14 protein-coding genes are annotated in these 14,013 nt (G+C 63.8%); 12 read left to right on the forward strand and 2 right to left on the reverse strand.

The window, feature by feature from the left end:
• Window positions 1–60 precede the first annotated feature (60 nt).
• The 7 genes from NEK97_RS12725 to NEK97_RS12755 all read left to right on the forward strand — a co-directional run bounded on the left by NEK97_RS12725 (window position 61) and on the right by NEK97_RS12755 (window position 8,237).
• Window positions 61–210, forward strand: coding sequence for a hypothetical protein (locus NEK97_RS12725; protein WP_257370268.1), 150 nt, complete (start codon window positions 61–63; stop codon window positions 208–210).
• A gap of 121 nt (window positions 211–331) precedes the next feature.
• Window positions 332–1,120, forward strand: coding sequence for an SDR family oxidoreductase (locus NEK97_RS12730; protein WP_257370269.1), 789 nt, complete (start codon window positions 332–334; stop codon window positions 1,118–1,120).
• Window positions 1,121–1,156: 36 nt separating this feature from the next.
• On the forward strand, window positions 1,157–2,395 hold the full coding sequence (locus NEK97_RS12735) for a styrene monooxygenase/indole monooxygenase family protein (protein ID WP_257370270.1): 1,239 nt from the start codon (window positions 1,157–1,159) through the stop codon (window positions 2,393–2,395).
• Between the two features lie 27 nt (window positions 2,396–2,422).
• Entirely contained in the window at window positions 2,423–4,150 is a 1,728-nt protein-coding gene (locus NEK97_RS12740) for a flavin reductase (protein WP_257370271.1), read from the forward strand.
• 25 nt (window positions 4,151–4,175) lie between these two features.
• Complete coding sequence (locus tag NEK97_RS12745; RefSeq protein ID WP_257370272.1) at window positions 4,176–5,780, forward strand: NAD(P)/FAD-dependent oxidoreductase; 1,605 nt, start codon at window positions 4,176–4,178, stop codon at window positions 5,778–5,780.
• Window positions 5,781–5,787: 7 nt separating this feature from the next.
• Window positions 5,788–6,564, forward strand: a complete 777-nt coding sequence (locus NEK97_RS12750) for a cyclase family protein (RefSeq protein ID WP_257370273.1) — start codon at window positions 5,788–5,790, stop codon at window positions 6,562–6,564.
• Window positions 6,561–8,237: a thiamine pyrophosphate-binding protein gene (locus NEK97_RS12755; RefSeq protein WP_257370274.1), complete on the forward strand. Its 1,677-nt coding sequence runs from the start codon at window positions 6,561–6,563 to the stop codon at window positions 8,235–8,237. Before NEK97_RS12750 ends, NEK97_RS12755 begins: the two co-directional genes overlap by 4 nt.
• Window positions 8,238–8,317: 80 nt before the next feature.
• On the opposite strand, the gene NEK97_RS12760 is transcribed toward NEK97_RS12755, so the two are convergent.
• Window positions 8,318–8,749 carry a universal stress protein gene (locus tag NEK97_RS12760; RefSeq protein WP_257370275.1) on the reverse strand — a complete coding sequence of 144 codons (432 nt, stop codon included), beginning with the start codon at window positions 8,747–8,749 and terminating at the stop codon, window positions 8,318–8,320.
• Window positions 8,750–8,908: 159 nt separating this feature from the next.
• On the opposite strand from NEK97_RS12760, the gene NEK97_RS12765 reads away from it, so the two are divergent.
• Window positions 8,909–9,715 (forward strand): SDR family oxidoreductase, encoded by an 807-nt coding sequence (locus NEK97_RS12765; protein WP_257370276.1) that lies wholly within the window; start codon window positions 8,909–8,911, stop codon window positions 9,713–9,715.
• A gap of 112 nt (window positions 9,716–9,827) precedes the next feature.
• Complete coding sequence (locus NEK97_RS12770) at window positions 9,828–10,037, forward strand: dodecin (RefSeq protein ID WP_257370277.1); 210 nt, start codon at window positions 9,828–9,830, stop codon at window positions 10,035–10,037.
• A gap of 51 nt (window positions 10,038–10,088) precedes the next feature.
• On the opposite strand, the gene NEK97_RS12775 is transcribed toward NEK97_RS12770, so the two are convergent.
• On the reverse strand, window positions 10,089–10,967 hold the full coding sequence (locus tag NEK97_RS12775; RefSeq protein WP_257370278.1) for a helix-turn-helix transcriptional regulator: 879 nt from the start codon (window positions 10,965–10,967) through the stop codon (window positions 10,089–10,091).
• Window positions 10,968–11,153: 186 nt separating this feature from the next.
• Between NEK97_RS12775 and NEK97_RS12780 the strand changes: the two genes are divergently transcribed.
• The 3 genes from NEK97_RS12780 to NEK97_RS12790 are packed head-to-tail and all read left to right on the forward strand — an operon-like array spanning window position 11,154 to window position 14,006.
• Window positions 11,154–11,975 carry an aldo/keto reductase gene (locus NEK97_RS12780; RefSeq protein WP_257370279.1) on the forward strand — a complete coding sequence of 274 codons (822 nt, stop codon included), beginning with the start codon at window positions 11,154–11,156 and terminating at the stop codon, window positions 11,973–11,975.
• 31 nt (window positions 11,976–12,006) lie between these two features.
• On the forward strand, window positions 12,007–12,978 hold the full coding sequence (locus tag NEK97_RS12785) for an aldo/keto reductase (protein ID WP_257370280.1): 972 nt from the start codon (window positions 12,007–12,009) through the stop codon (window positions 12,976–12,978).
• A complete protein-coding gene (locus tag NEK97_RS12790; RefSeq protein WP_257370281.1) occupies window positions 12,975–14,006 on the forward strand; it encodes an NAD-dependent epimerase/dehydratase family protein in 1,032 nt (343 codons plus the stop codon). The genes NEK97_RS12785 and NEK97_RS12790 overlap by 4 nt, the downstream gene beginning before the upstream one ends.
• The last annotated feature ends 7 nt before the right edge of the window (window positions 14,007–14,013 follow it).

The raw sequence follows: 14,013 nt of genomic DNA on the forward strand, positions 1-14,013 counted from the left end.
TAGGACAAGTATGACCCAGCTCACAGCACCGAAACAACGCTCGAAAGGCAGGTGGGGAAAGTGAAGAACATCAAGCTCGTACACGATCGTCGCGAAGAGCGGGACGTGAACCACTTTGACTTGTGGGCCGCGGAACTCCTGGCAAGGGAAGCGCGGCTGACATCAGCGGCGTGGGTGGGCTGGCACGAGGAAGAGGACGAGCCTGCGTAATCCGGATGATGCCTGCGCCTAACGGATATTCACGCGGCCACGCGCTACCTAGAGTCGCAACCAGAACAAATATGACGCACGTCATAATTCCGCAACAATCCACCAAGGAAAGGCTCAAGCCATGTCAGCACTGAAGGGCAGGACGGCAATCGTCACCGGGGGCGTCACCAAGGTAGGCCAGGGAGTGGTTACCGCGTTGCGGGATGCCGGCGCCACCGTGGTGGTTGCGGACATAGCGTCCGACGGCGGAATGGTCACCAAGGAGCTCGGCGAAAGTATCCACTACTCCCACACGGACATCACGGACGACGCCGCCGTCACGGAACTCGTAGAGAACACTGCCAGGGAGCACGGAGGCCTGGACATCCTGGTAAACCTCGCCTGCACCTACAAGGACGACGGCGCATCCTCCGGCAGGGCCGACTGGCTCGAAGCCCTCAACGTCAACCTGGTGAGCGCGGTAATGGCGGCCAACACGGCCCGGCCTCACCTGGCAAAATCCGGGCACGGAGCCATCATCAACTTCACCTCCATCTCCAGCTCCGTAGCCCAGACCGGCCGCTGGCTGTACCCGGCCAGCAAGGCAGCCTTGGTCCAGATCACCCGCAGCATGGCCGTGGACTTCGCGGCCGACGGCATCAGGGTGAACTCCGTCAGCCCGGGCTGGGTATGGAGCAACATCATGGACTCCCTGAGCAACGGCAGCCTGGAAAAGACGGACTCCGTCGCGGCCCCGTTCCACGCACTGGGGCGGGTCGGCCGCCCGCATGAGGTGGGCGACGTCGTCGCCTTCCTTGCAAGCGACCAGGCCAGTTTCGTGACGGGAGCCGATTGGGCGGTCGACGGCGGCTACTCCGCTTTGGGGCCCGAACGCGCCGAAGAGACCATCCCGCTGCTCGCAGCCAACTGACAACAGCGATCCGAACCAACAGAAGAGGACACCACCATGACGCAACGCCACATCACCATCGTCGGCGCCGGCCAGTCCGGACTACAGCTGGGCATCGGCCTGCTGGACGCCGGTTTCCAGGTCACCACCATTTCCAACCGCACACCCGAACAAATCCGGGACGGCAAAGTCGCTTCCAGCCAGTGCATCTTCCATGACGCCTTGGAAAATGAGCGGGCGCTGGGGCTGGATTTCTGGCCGGACTCACCCACCGTGGACGGGATCTCATTCACCATCCCCCACCCCGAGGTGCCTGGCGAGAAGGCCATCAGCTGGGCCTCCCGCCTGGACAATCACGCCAAGTCGATCGACCAACGGGTGAAGTTCCCGCGCTTCATGGAAGAGTTCGTGGCGCGCGGCGGCGAGCTGGTCTTCGAAGATGCGGGGGTTGACGAGCTGGAAAGGTACACGCTGAACTCGGACCTGGTGATCGTGGCCGCCGGCAAGGGCGAGATCGCGCAGCTCTTCACCCGCGACGCCGAACGCAGCACCTATGACGCACCGCAGCGGGCGTTGGCCTTGACCTACGTGAAGGGCCTGACACCACGGGAAGACTACTCGGCAGTGTCGTTCAACCTCATCCCCGGTGTTGGGGAGTACTTCGTTTTCCCTGCACTCACCACCACCGGCCCTTGCGAAATCATGGTTTTCGAGGGCGTCCCCGGCGGCCCGATGGACACGTGGAAAGGCCTGACGCCTGAGGAGCACCTGGCGAACTCCAAGAACATCCTGCAGACTTTCCTGCCGTGGGAAGCCGAGCGCGCCACGGACGTGGAACTCACGGATCCCAACGGCATCCTCCAAGGCCGATTCGCGCCCACGGTCCGGCACCCGATCGCCACGCTCCCGAGCGGTCGGCAGGTACTGGGCCTGGCCGACGTCGTGGTTCTCAACGATCCCATCACGGGCCAGGGGTCCAACAACGCCAGCAAGTGCGCGGCGTCGTACCTGGACAGCATCGTCCAGCACAGTGGCGCCTTCGACGCCGGGTTCATGCAGGCCACGTTCGAGCGCTATTGGGATTACGCCCAGCACGTTGCACACTGGACCAATGCGCTCCTGGCCCCGCCACCGCCGCACGTCCTGGAGCTTCTGGGCGCGGCCAACCAGGAACCCGCCATCGCCCACCGGTTCGCGAACGGCTTCAACCATCCACCGGAATTCCAGGAGTGGTTCATGTACCCCGACAAGGCAGCCGGCTACCTTGCCGAACTCGCCACCGCCAAAGTTTTGTAGCACACCCCTGCCAGCAAGGATTCAACCATGCGAAAAATAGCAATCGTCGGGGCCGGCGAATCCGGCGCCCAACTGGCCCTTGGCCTGCAACGGGCCGGCTATGAGGTGACGCTGCTGTCCGACCGCTCGGCCGCGCAGATCCGCACGGGCAAGGTCATGTCCAGCCAGTGCATGTTCTCCACGGCCCTCGACGCCGAAGCGCAGATGGGCACGGCGCTCACGGAATTTTATGAGTCGGGGGCCGTCCCGGGCATCAGGTCGATCCGGCTACACGTCCGGGCCGAACAAGCCATTGAATGGGAGGCACTCCTGGATGGGCCTGCCCGTTCCATCGACCAGCGGATCAAGAGCGCCCTGTGGATCGAGACGTTTGTTGCCAACGGCGGTGACTTCCGGATCGAGAAAGTCACCCCGCGCATGCTGGAAGAACTCGCCCGGGATTACGAGCTGGTCATTGTGAGCACAGGCAAGGGCGAAATCGGCCAAATCTTTCCGCGGGACAAGGCAAAGTCGCCCTTCGATCGCCCACAGCGGGTCTTGGCCCTGAACTACGTCACGTCTTCCGACAGCATGGACACCCACGGAGACGCCATCCGCATGTCCATGGCCCCCGGCATCGGCGAGTTCTTTACGTTCCCGGGCCTGACCGTCTCCGGCCCCTGCCGCATGATGGTTTTCGAAGGCGTGGTGGGCGGCCCCATGGACTGCTGGACCAACGTCGGAAGCCCCGAAGAGCAGCTGGAACGCTCCCTGCAGATCCTGCGTGAACACTTCCCGCATGAGGCCGAAAATTTCGCCAACGCGCAACTGACCGATAGCGGGGCCACGCTCCTGGGGCGCATCACGCCGACCGTGCGGTCCGCCGTCGGGGAACTCGGGAACGGGGACCTGGTGTTCGGCCTGGGCGACGCCGTGGTCCTCAACGATCCCCTCACCGGGCAGGGCTCCAACAATGCAACCCTGGCCGCAAAGTACTACCTGGACTCAATCGTCCGCCGGGGCCAGCAGCCCTTTGACCGCGCATGGATGGAGCGCACTTTCGATGAGTTCTGGCGCGGATGGGGCCAATGGGCTGTGGAGTGGACCAACGATCTGCTCAAGCCACGCAGGGACCACCAGAAAACACTTCTGGCAGAGGCCGCCGAGCACCCCGCACTGGCGGCAAGCATTGTGGCCGGCTTCGACGACCCCCGAACCTCATACCCCTGGTGGTTCGACCCCACGGCCGCCGCGGACTTCATGCAAGCCCGGAAGGAGGACGATACCTCCGCCTTCGACCTCCGCGATTTCCGGGGCGCCTTGGGCCAGTACGCCACGGGCGTTACCGTGGTGACCACTGTTGCCGCCGACGGCAGGAAGGTAGGCATGACCGCGAACTCCTTCACGTCAGTCTCCATGGAACCCCCGCTGGTGCTGTGGTGCCCCAGCAAGCGGGCGCCCAGCCTGGGCGACTTTGAGGATGCCACGCACTTCGCCATCAACATCCTCGCCAGCGACCAGCACGTCCTGTCCCGCCAGTTCGCAACGCCCGCCACGGACAAGTTCGCGGGGACGGAAACCACCGAGGGCATCGCCGGTGTGCCGCTCCTCAACGGTGCCGTCGCTACGTTCCAATGCAGGACAGTCTCCCGGCATGACGCCGGTGACCACGTCATCTATGTAGGTGAAGTGGAGAGTTACAACCACGACGGCGGCGCTCCCCTGGTGTTCCATGCCGGCAAGTACCACGCAACTGCCAACCACCCGGATTTCTGATAACTCCCGAAAGGAGCGGTCCCGCATGAACGATCCCGTTGACGTCGCCGTCATTGGTTCGGGCATCAACTCCCTGGTCGCCGCAGCCGAACTTGCCCTGGACGGCAAGCGCGTGTGTGTCATCGAGCGCTCGGAGCGGCTGGGTGGTTTCATCGACTCATCCGAGCGGACCCTTCCGGGTTTCATCCACGACACTTTCTCCTCCTGGCATCCCCTGTTCGTTTCCGGCGGCGCTTACGCAACCTTGGGCAAGGAACTGCAGGCCAGGGGCCTGGAGTACTGCAACACCACCGGGCCCGTGACGGCGAGCGTAGCGACGGACCCGGCCACCGGAGCCCATCGCGTGGTCATCGCGCAGCGGGACCCGGCGGAAACGGCTGCGACGTTCAAGGTCGCCTCGGATCAGGCTGCGTACTTGGCCATGCTGGATGACTTGGGCAGCAACGCCGGGACGGTCTTCGGAGCCTTCGGCGCGGAGCTGCGTTCCTTCAATGAGGTCGCGAAGATCGCGTTCGGGGCCTTGCTGCGGGGCCGGCTGGCAGGGACTGAAGCCTTCCTCAGGGACTCGGTGATGAGCGGACGGAACTACGTCCGCAGCCGTTTTGATGGCTGGGAAACCGACCAGCTGTGGTCGCCATGGCTCCTCCACGCAGGGCTCGGCCCGGACCAGGCGACCGGCGGCGTCATGTTGCCGGTGATGGCCATGAGCATGCACGGCTTTGGACTTCCGGTGGTCAAGGGCGGTGCTTCGCGGTTTGTTGCGGCGTTCGAGTCGCTCCTGAAGGACAACGGAGTGCAGATCATGCTGGGTACTGAGGCAGAAGAGGTCCTTGTCGGAGCAGGGTCGGTTAAGGGTGTTCGGACCTCGCATGGCGTGGTTGCAGCCGACACTGTCTTGGCGAATGTTTCACCGCAGGCGCTGTACACGCAGCTCCTCCGCCGGCCACCCGCCGCTGCTGCCGCGGCGGCTGGGAAATACCAGAACGGCCGGGGTGCCATGCAGATCCACCTCGCCCTGGACAAGCCTGTTGAATGGCTGGACGCGCGCCTGAACAAGGTTCCCTTGGTGCATCTCAGCAATGGCTCAGACAGCACGGGAATCGCTTGCGCCCAAGCCGAAGCCGGACTGCTGCCAGCTGAGCCAACAGTGGTGGTGGGCCAGCAATGTGTGTTGGATCCGTCGCGGGCACCGGAAGGCAAGGCGACGCTGTGGCTGCAGTTGCAGGAAGTGCCATTTGCTCCGGTGGATGACGCTGCGGGAAAGCTTGATGTCAGTGAAGGCTGGACGGACGAGCTGAAGCAGGCCTACCTGGATCGGGTTCTTGACCGGCTGGAACCGTTCGCGCCCGGGACCCGTGACACCGTCCTCGCCTCGGACATCCTGGCACCCACGGACTTGGCCGCTACCAATCCCAACGCAGTCAAGGGCGACCCCTACGGCGGATCGGCCGAGCTGTTCCAGAACCTTTTGTGGCGGCCCTTCCCCGCGGCGGCAGGACACCAAACTGCCGTCAAGGGACTCTGGCACATCGGAGCGTCCACCCACCCCGGGCCGGGACTGTCGGGCGGCTCCGGGCATTTGGTGGCACAAAAATTGATCAAAAAAGCACTGAAACCACGCAAGCGATAGGAGAACAATGTCTGTTCTGGCCGGGCTCACAGAAGCCCTTTCGAATGGCTCGGTGGAAATCATCGACCTCACCACCCCGCTCAGCTCCGAAACCCCCATCCTGAACCTGCCGCAACCTTTCGCGAACACGGTTGGGCTGTCCGTCTCGCCAGTGAGTAATTTCGACGACGCCGGTCCGGCCTGGGCATGGAACGACGTCACCGTTGGCGAGCATGCCGGGACGCACCTGGATGCTCCCGTCCACTGGATCACCGGCAAGGACGGTAAATCCGTGGACCAGATCGAACCCCACCGTCTGGTGGGGCCCATCGCGGTGATCGACAAGACAGCGGAGGTCGCTGCCAACCCCGATTTCCTTCTGGAACCTGAACACTTCGAGCAGTGGCAGGAAGAGCATGGCGCGTTCCCGGAGAATTGCTGGATCGTCTTCCGCACCGGATGGTCGGCCCGGGGCGCCGACGCTGCGGCTTTCGTCAACGCGGACGACGCCGGACCGCACACTCCGGGGGTCTCTGCGGCAGGTGCCAAGTGGCTGGCCGGCAACGCCTCACTCAGTGGCTTCGGGGTGGAGACGGTGGGCATCGACGCAGGTCAGGCGGGTGCACTGGACCCGATGTTCCCTGTCCACTCGTTCCTCCTCGGAGCAGACAAGTACGGGGTAACGTCCCTTCGCAACGTGGATCGCCTGCCGGTCACGGGGGCCACCATGGTTGTTGCCCCGCTGCCGATCGTCGGCGGCACAGGCAGCCCGAGCCGCGTGTACGCCTTGGTGGAGCGCGCATGAGCGAGCAGCCAAGGGTTTCAACACTCGTCGGGCGGACGCTGGCGAAGCTCGGCGTCGGGCATGTCTTTGGAGTAGTGGGCAGCGGCAATTTCGATGTGACCAGCACGCTCATGGAGGCCGGAGTCCCGTTCACCGCGGCCCGGCACGAGGGCGGCGCGGCAACCATGGCGGACGCTTACACGAGAATGTCGGGCAAGGTTGGCGTGGTGACGACGCACCAGGGCTGTGGCCTCACGAACGCCATCACCGGCGTTGGCGAGGCGGCCAAGAGCCGCACCCCCATGATCGTGCTCACTGCAGATACCCAGGCCGCCGCGATCCGATCGAACTTCAAGATCGACCAGGATGCCCTGGCCCGCAGCGTCGGGGCAGTCGCGGAACGGATCCACTCCCCCGCCACCGCCGTCGCGGACACCGTCCGGGCTTTCCGCACTGCTGTGAATGAGCGCCGCACGGTGGTCCTGAGCTTGCCGCTGGACATCCAAAGTGGAGCCGCCGGAGACGAGGTGGATGCCGTCGTCGTACCTCAACCGCTGAAGGTGCGGCCGGACGCCGCCGGAGTTGAACAACTGGCGACGCTGATCGCCGCGGCGGAACGCCCGGTCTTTGTTGCCGGACGTGGTGGGCGCGGCGCCCGGGAGGAAATCCTGGAGTTGGCCCGGCATGCCGGCGCGTTGGTGGCGACGTCGGCGGTAGCCAACGGCCTGTTCAACGGCGATTCCCACAACCTCGGAATTTCGGGTGGGTTCTCTTCGCCGCTGACAGCAGAGCTGATCAGCGGCGCGGATCTGATCGTGGGCTGGGGTTGCGCGCTGAACATGTGGACAATGCGCCATGGGCGGTTGATTTCTGCCGATGCGAAAGTGGTGCAGGTCGACGTCGAAGATGCTGCGCTGGGCGCCAACCGGCCCATCACGCTGGGAGTACTCGGCGATTCCGCGCTCACTGCCTCCGACGCCCTGGCGGCGCTCAAGCAAGCACAGCCCGAGCCGGCCGAAAAGTACCGCACCGAAGCCAACGCCTTGGCCATCAAACAGGGTGCGCGGTGGCGCGATGTCGCCACCGAAGACCTCTCCACCGCCACGTCCATTGATCCGCGCGTGCTGACCCGCGAACTCGATTCCATGCTCCCAACAGAGCGGGTAGTGGCCGTGGACTCCGGAAACTTCATGGGTTATCCCAGCCAGTACCTGGCGGTGCCGGACGAGTTTGGTTTCTGCTTCACGCAAGCGTTCCAAGCCATCGGGCTGGGGCTGTACACGGCGATCGGCGCGGCTGTTGCCCAACCGCACCGGCTGCCTGTCCTGGGGGCCGGCGATGGCGGTTTCCTGATGGGCATCAGCGAACTGGAGACAGCAGTCCGGATGAAGCTGCCGCTGGTGTGCATCGTCTATAACGACGCCGCCTATGGGGCCGAAGTGCACCACTTTGCGTCAGAACATTCGCCGGAGGACCTGTCCAGCGTGGTGTTCCCGGACACGGATATCGCCGCGATTGCACGCGGCTTCGGGGCTCACGGAGTCACCGTCAGGACCGAAGCGGACCTGGACGCCGTGCGCCCATGGATCGCAGCCTACGAAGCCGGGACCCAGGACCGGCCACTGGTCATCGACGCAAAGATCGCCTCAGACGGCGGCTCGTGGTGGCTGGCGGAGGCGTTCCAGGGGCACTAAGTACCGGGGTGTCCACGCGGGTACAGAAGAGGCCGTTTTGAACGCTCAAAACGGCCTCTTCTACTGCTTACATGGGCGGGTTATGCGTCCACGTCCGTGTTCACGATGTAGACATCGCACGGCGCACCGTGGGCAACGCTGTTTGCGATGCTGCCCAGGACGCGTCCCAGGCCCTTCATGCGCTTGTTTCCGACCACGATCAACGAGGCGTTGTTGGTTTCGGCGTAGTTGATCAGGGCGTTGGCCGGAGTGCCGCGGGCAGCGAAGTACTTGACGTTACCGGCGGGAATGTCCAACTCTTCGGAGACCTTGCGGGCAACGTATTCTGCCGAGTCCGCGGAAGAGACGGTGATGCGGTCGCTGCCGCTTCCGAATTCTTCAATGCGGTCATCGGAGAAACCGCTGATCACGTGCAGTTCGGCACCGAGCGCGGTGGCGAGCTTCGCTGCTGCCACTGCCGCCCGCTTGGCTGTTTCGCTGTTGTCGACGCCGACCACAATTACTTCTGACATGAGTACTCCTGGTTCAGGGGATTTACTGGGTGCTGCTGCAAGAAATCTACACTCCATCCTCATCCGCCGGGGCAAGTACTGGCACACGGGTGTTTACGGCGCGGCTGGTCCGGGTAGGGATAGGTCATCGGAACGATCACACGACCGAAAGGCAGGACCATGAGCGACGCACCATTTTCCCCGCAGACCGCCATCGTCACGGGATCGGATTCAGGCATCGGACGGGCTACCGCGGTGGCTTTGGCCCAGGCCGGCATGGATGTAGGGATTACCTGGCATTCGGACCAGCAGGGCGCCGAAGAAACCGCGGGGGAAGTCCGCGCACTGGGCCGCAAAGCCGTCGTCCAACAGTTGGACACCACGGACATTCGCGCAACGGCAGCCGCCATCGGGAAGCTGGCCGATGAGCTCGGCGGCGTCGACGTCTTCGTCAACAACTCCGGCACCGGCGACGGCACCAAGTTCCTGGAGCTCGACTACGACACCTGGATGTCCACCCTGGACACCAACCTCAACGGCGCATTCGTTGCCATGCAGACTGCGGCGAAATGCATGGTCAAAGCGGGACGCGGCGGACGCATCATCGCGGTGACCAGCGTGCACGAGTTCCAACCCCGGGTGGGAGCCTCGGCCTATGACGCCTCCAAGCATGGCCTGGGTGGGCTGATTAAGACCATGGCCTTGGAACTGGCCGAGCATGGGATCACAGCGAACAACGTCGCACCCGGCGAAATTGCGACCCCCATGACGGGGCAAACCGACCAGGACCCGGAGCAGGAGGAACGGCCCGGAGTACCCCTGGGACGGCCAGGAGATGCCAGGGAGATCGCCGCAGTCATCGCGTTCTTGGCGTCCCCGGCAGCCAGTTACGTCAATGGCGCATCGTGGCCTGTGGACGGCGGAATGCTGCAGATGGGACCGCAGGCGGGATCGCACATCACCAGCAACGACTGGCGCGAAGGCTAAGCCCCGGCTGGCTCTGGCCGCCCGGAGGCCAGTGGGCTAGTCTGCTTGGACGGCCTGCTTGGCGGGCCAGATTTTCCTTCCATATATTCGCAAGACGTTGATGAGGAGCACCATGGCTGGCCACACATATAGCGTTTCCGAAATTGTAGGAACTTCCAGCGAAGGCGTTGACGACGCGATCAAGAACGGCATCGCCACCGCATCCCAGACCCTGCGCAACCTGGACTGGTTTGAGGTCAAGGAGATCCGCGGTCACCTCGAGGACGGCGAAGTGGCCGACTGGCAGGTCACCATCAAGCTTGGTTTCCGCCTGGAGCGCTGAAACGCTCTGCGAGATGACAGTTAATGCCGATGTTTCGGAGGAACATTGGCATTAACTGTCATCTCGGCGCGCAGGCTCGGGCACCTGCGAGGCGGTGCCCATGTCGCCGAAATTGAGCAACGTCAAAGCGTCCGACGACGGCGAACCCGCCTTCGCCGAATACACCCTTAGCAGCTGGTCGGGGTCGTCCGGGAGACTGAGGGTTTCAAAGTTCAGTTCCAGGTCCCCCACCACGGGGTGGTGCAGCCGGACTGTGCCGGCGGACCTGGTGGCCACACGGTGACCGGCCCACCATTGGCGGAAGTGTTCGCTGTGCACGGCAAGTTCACCCACCAGCTGGTTGGTTTGGGGATCGTTGGGATGCCTGCCGACGTCCATCCGCAGAGCTCCGACGGCTTCGGCGGCTACCGTTTTCCAGTCCCTGAACAGGCTCCCCGCTGCTGGATCCAGAATGATCCACCGAGTCAGGTTGCGTTCGGGTGCGGGCAGCGCGGAGAAATCGGTGAAGAGCAGGTGCGCCATCCGGTTGGCGGCCAAGACGTCCGCCCGCCTGCCCAGCAGCATTGCAGGAACATCGCCGACGGCGTCCAGGAGTTGCCGCAACGCCGGACGCACCTTTTGCACCGGGCCCGGGTTGCCGGAGGAGCTGGCACAGTGTTCCAGCAGGTCCATCATGTGTGCCTGCTCCCCCGCGTCAAGGCGGAGCGCCCGTGCGACGGACTCCAGGACTGCCTTGGAGGGGTGGATGTTGCGGCCCTGTTCCAGCCGCGTGTAGTAGTCGGTGCTGACGCCCGAGAGCCTGGCGACCTCCTCGCGGCGGAGCCCGGGGACGCGGCGGGAACCGCCCGACTCGTCCGTTCCGGCGTCGTCGGGTGAGAGGCGGGCACGCATGACTTTGAGGAATTTACCGAACTCCGCGCTTTGACCCATCCGTCCATTCTGCCGTTCCGGGTGCTTGAAAGACCACCATTTTGGGTAGGACTACCAGACCTAGGAAAAACAGGATCAGGCAGGATTGCTGACTCAGCCCCCAAAACTGCATAGGCTCAGTATCGAGCCCCCGAAAACGCTTTCTGGAGTGTCACCACCCAAACCATCCAGTCAAAGGAGACCGTCATGCCAGAGCTGACATTGAACAACGGCGTCACCATCCCACAGCTGGGATTTGGTGTATTCCAAGTGCCTGCGGATGAAACGCAGAAGGTGGTGGAAGATGCATTGGACGCCGGCTACCGCCACATCGACACCGCGGCCGCGTACCGCAACGAGGCCGGAGTCGGCGCGGCCGTCGCGGCCTCGGGGATTCCCCGCGAGGAACTTTTCATCACCACCAAGCTCCGCAACGGCGAGCAGGGCGAGGCTTACGACGCGTTCCAGCGCAGCAGGGACGCACTGGGCCTGGAGGTCATAGACCTCTACCTGATCCACTGGCCCGTCCCGTCACAGGGGCTTTACACGCAGGCATGGAAGGAGATGGAGAAGCTGTACCAGGACAAGCAGATCCGGGCGATAGGCGTCTCGAACTTCCTCTCCGACCATCTGGACACCCTCCTCCGGGAAACAGAGGTGGTGCCTGCCGTCAACCAAATCGAACTCCACCCCACGTATCAGCAGGGTGATCTGGCGAACAAGTGCCGCGATCTGAGCATCGCCGTCGAGGCTTACAGTCCGCTGGGACAGGGCAAGGACTTGAACGCCGAGCAGGTGGCGTTGGTGGCGGCGGCGCACGGCACCACTCCTGCCCAGGTGATCCTGGCCTGGCACCTGGCCCAAGGGACCATCGTGATCCCGAAGTCCGCTGACTCCACCCGCATGCGCGAGAACTTCGGCGCGGCAGACCTCACCCTGACCGAATCGGAATTGGCAGCAATCACCGCACTGGAGGCGGGCGCCCGAATCGGCTCCGATCCCGCCGTCGCCGCTTTCACCCAAATGTAGCCACTCAACGAGACAAAAGGACCCCGCAGCTATGCAGTACACCCACTTGGGCCGCTCCGGCCTGAAAGTTTCACGTCTCTGCCTGGGCACCATGAACTTCGGTCCGCAAACCGACGAAGCGACCGCCCACTCGATCATGGATTCCGCACTGGATTCCGGCATCAACTTCTTTGACACCGCCAACGTCTACGGCGGAGCCGAGCACCGCGGCTGGACCGAGGAAATCATTGGCCGCTGGTTCGCGAAGGGTGGCGAGCGCCGCGAACGGACCGTCCTGGCCACCAAGCTCTACGGCACCATGACGGACCGTCCCAACGAATCCAAGCTGTCCGCGCTGAACATTCGCCGGGCTCTGGATGCCAGCCTGAAACGGCTTCAGACGGATTACATCGACATCTACCAGTTCCACCACATCGACCGCGATACGCCTTGGGACGAGATCTGGCAGGCGATCGAAGTCGGGGTCCAGCAGGGCAAGATCCTCTACTCGGGCAGCAGCAACTTCGCGGGCTGGCACATCGCGCAGGCGCAAGAGGCCGCGCGCCGGCGGAACTACACCGGACTGGTCAGCGAGCAGTCCATCTACAACCTGTTCAAGCGCGAACTGGAGCTGGAAGTCATCCCGGCCGCACAGCAATATGGCCTTGGCCTGATCCCCTGGTCACCGTTGCAGGGTGGCCTGCTGGGCGGCGTGCTGAAGAAGGAAGAGCAGGGTGTGCGCCGCACAGAGGGCCGTGCGCTTGAAACCCTCAAGAAGCATGAGGACCAGATCCGCCAGTACGAGGATTTCGCGGACGAGCTCGGCCACGCCCCTGGCGACGTAGCACTGGCCTGGTTGCTCCACCAGCCCGCCGTGACGGCACCGATCGTGGGGCCCCGCACGCAGGAACAGTTGGACGCCGCCATCCGGGCACTGGATGTAACACTGAACGAGGACGCGCTCAAGCGGCTCGATGACGTCTTCCCGGGCCACCGTCCCGCCCCTGAGGACTACGCCTGGTGAGCAGCCCCCTCCTAAACAGTCTCGGCCAAACTGCGGATACGGTCGCACCACGGAACATCCTGTTCATCGGTGGGACCGGGGTCATCAGTGCGTCAGCGGCTGGACGCGCCGTCGCACTGGGCCACCGGCTGACCATCCTCAACAGGGGACGGTCAGCCGGCCGGCCGGTCCCTGATGGCGCTGAGGTGCTGCATGCCGACATCCGCGATCCCCAGGCTGTGCGTGAGGTACTTCAGGGAAGAAAGTTCGACGCCGTTGCGGACTTTATCTCCTACACCCCGGACCAGGCGCTGGCCGGCGTGGAGATGTTCCGCAGGCGGACGGGGCAGTACGTGTTCATCAGTTCCGCTTCGGCGTACCAGAAGCCGCCCACCACACTGCCCATCAGGGAATCGACGCCCTTGAAGAACCCGTTCTGGCAGTACTCGCGGGACAAGATCGCCTGCGAGGGAGTGCTGTTCGAGGCGTACCGTGAGCAGGACTTCCCGCTGACGGTGGTGCGGCCTTCTCATACCTATGACCGGACCAAAATTGCCATGGTGGGTGGCTGGACGGATATCCACCGTATGCGTGCGGGGATGCCGGTCATGGTCCATGGTGATGGCACCTCGCTGTGGACTGTGACCCACAGCCGCGATTTCGCCAAGGCCTTCGTGGGCCTCCTTGGACGGCCACAGGCTGTTGGCGAAAGTTACACCATCACCTCCGACGAGTACCTGCCGTGGAACCAGATCTACCGCTTGTTTGCACGGGCGGCCGGGGTTCCGGAGCCCGTGCTTTTCCACGTATCCTCCGAAACCATAGCCGCCCACAGCCCGGAGCTGGGGCCCAATCTGCTGGGCGACCGCTCCCACTCCGTGGTTTTCGACAACTCCAAGATCAAAGCCCTCGTTCCGGACTATCGGGCAACAATCCCCTTCGCGGACGGTGCAAGGGAGATCGTGGCGTGGCATGATCAGCATCCTGAGCTTCAAGTGGTGAACGAGGACTACATGGAGCTCAGCGATCGGCTCCATGAGGCTCTATGAAAGGAAC

Source organism: Paenarthrobacter sp. UW852, assembly GCF_024608385.1.
Classification (GTDB): domain Bacteria; phylum Actinomycetota; class Actinomycetes; order Actinomycetales; family Micrococcaceae; genus Arthrobacter.

Excerpts from the sequence above, each read along its gene's own strand:
- NEK97_RS12760 (WP_257370275.1), bottom strand. The coding sequence starts at position 8,749 with ATGTCAGAAGTAATTGTGGTCGGCGTCGACAACAGCGAAACAGCCAAG.
- NEK97_RS12770 (WP_257370277.1), top strand. The coding sequence starts at position 9,828 with ATGGCTGGCCACACATATAGCGTTTCCGAAATTGTAGGAACTTCCAGC.
- NEK97_RS12780 (WP_257370279.1), top strand. The coding sequence starts at position 11,154 with ATGCCAGAGCTGACATTGAACAACGGCGTCACCATCCCACAGCTGGGA.
- NEK97_RS12755 (WP_257370274.1), top strand. The coding sequence starts at position 6,561 with ATGAGCGAGCAGCCAAGGGTTTCAACACTCGTCGGGCGGACGCTGGCG.
- NEK97_RS12785 (WP_257370280.1), top strand. The coding sequence starts at position 12,007 with ATGCAGTACACCCACTTGGGCCGCTCCGGCCTGAAAGTTTCACGTCTC.
- NEK97_RS12775 (WP_257370278.1), bottom strand. The coding sequence starts at position 10,967 with ATGGGTCAAAGCGCGGAGTTCGGTAAATTCCTCAAAGTCATGCGTGCC.
- NEK97_RS12730 (WP_257370269.1), top strand. The coding sequence starts at position 332 with ATGTCAGCACTGAAGGGCAGGACGGCAATCGTCACCGGGGGCGTCACC.
- NEK97_RS12740 (WP_257370271.1), top strand. The coding sequence starts at position 2,423 with ATGCGAAAAATAGCAATCGTCGGGGCCGGCGAATCCGGCGCCCAACTG.
- NEK97_RS12765 (WP_257370276.1), top strand. The coding sequence starts at position 8,909 with ATGAGCGACGCACCATTTTCCCCGCAGACCGCCATCGTCACGGGATCG.
- NEK97_RS12750 (WP_257370273.1), top strand. The coding sequence starts at position 5,788 with ATGTCTGTTCTGGCCGGGCTCACAGAAGCCCTTTCGAATGGCTCGGTG.
- NEK97_RS12735 (WP_257370270.1), top strand. The coding sequence starts at position 1,157 with ATGACGCAACGCCACATCACCATCGTCGGCGCCGGCCAGTCCGGACTA.
- NEK97_RS12745 (WP_257370272.1), top strand. The coding sequence starts at position 4,176 with ATGAACGATCCCGTTGACGTCGCCGTCATTGGTTCGGGCATCAACTCC.